Origin of the sequence: Paracoccus sp. FO-3, from assembly GCF_006386455.1 — a bacterium.
GTDB classification, from domain to species: Bacteria; Pseudomonadota; Alphaproteobacteria; order Rhodobacterales; family Rhodobacteraceae; genus Paracoccus; species Paracoccus versutus.
Map to the genome: position 1 here is coordinate 1 of NZ_VCBQ01000288.1, position 822 is coordinate 822.

Below are 822 nucleotides of genomic sequence, written 5' to 3' on the forward strand. Positions count from 1 at the left end.
GCCGCCTGATCCAACGCATTGATCTTCTGCTCGATCAGCGGAAGGTAATGGAGCGGGTCGAAGACGATCTCGTCGCGATCCCAGCACCGGGGATGGCGGGCGATCACTTCGCCCCGGCAGCCGATCACCACCTCATGGATATAGCCCCGGATCCAGACATCCTGATGGCCGTAGGCGACGGGCACCGAGTAATCGTTGGTCTTGTAGCGCACCAGCGATTGCGACGACACGCGGCCGGTCGCCTGATCGCAGGCATCAAAGGGCGCCGCCGGGAGCGGGCGCATCGCGGCGAGATCGCGCTGCAGTCGCTCGCCGATCGTTTCGCTCTCGCCGCGAAGGACATCGTGCTGACGCCGCTTGCAGCGCTCCTCCAGCCAGAGGTTGAATTCTTCCCAACTGGCGAACTCAGGCATCGGCACCATGAAGTTGCGGCGGCAATAGCCCACCAGGCCTTCGACATTGCCTTTGTCGTTCCCCTTGCCAGGGCGGCCATAGCGATCCCGGATCAGGTAATGCGACAGAAACCCGCTGAACAGCGCCGCCCGCTTGCGGGTGCCATCCGGCAGGATCTTCGCCACCAGGCAGCGGTCATTGTCGTAGACGATCGACTGCGGAACCGCCCCAAAAAAGGCAAAGGCATGGACATGACCGTCCACCCAGGCCTCGGCAACCGCCGCCGGATAGGCACGGACGTAGCAGGCGTCGCTATGCGGCAAGTCCAGCACGAAGAAATGCGCCTTCTGTTCGACACCTCCGATCCGAACCATTGCCTCGCCGAAGTCGGCCTGCGCGTGTCCTGGGGGATGCGCCAGCGGCACGAAC

The 822-nt window shown here is 63.7% G+C and carries 1 pseudogene; it reads right to left on the reverse strand.

Annotated elements, in window-relative coordinates:
- Nucleotides 1–822: pseudogene (gene istA / locus FE811_RS27030) on the reverse strand (IS21-like element ISPve1 family transposase); the annotation flags it as partial.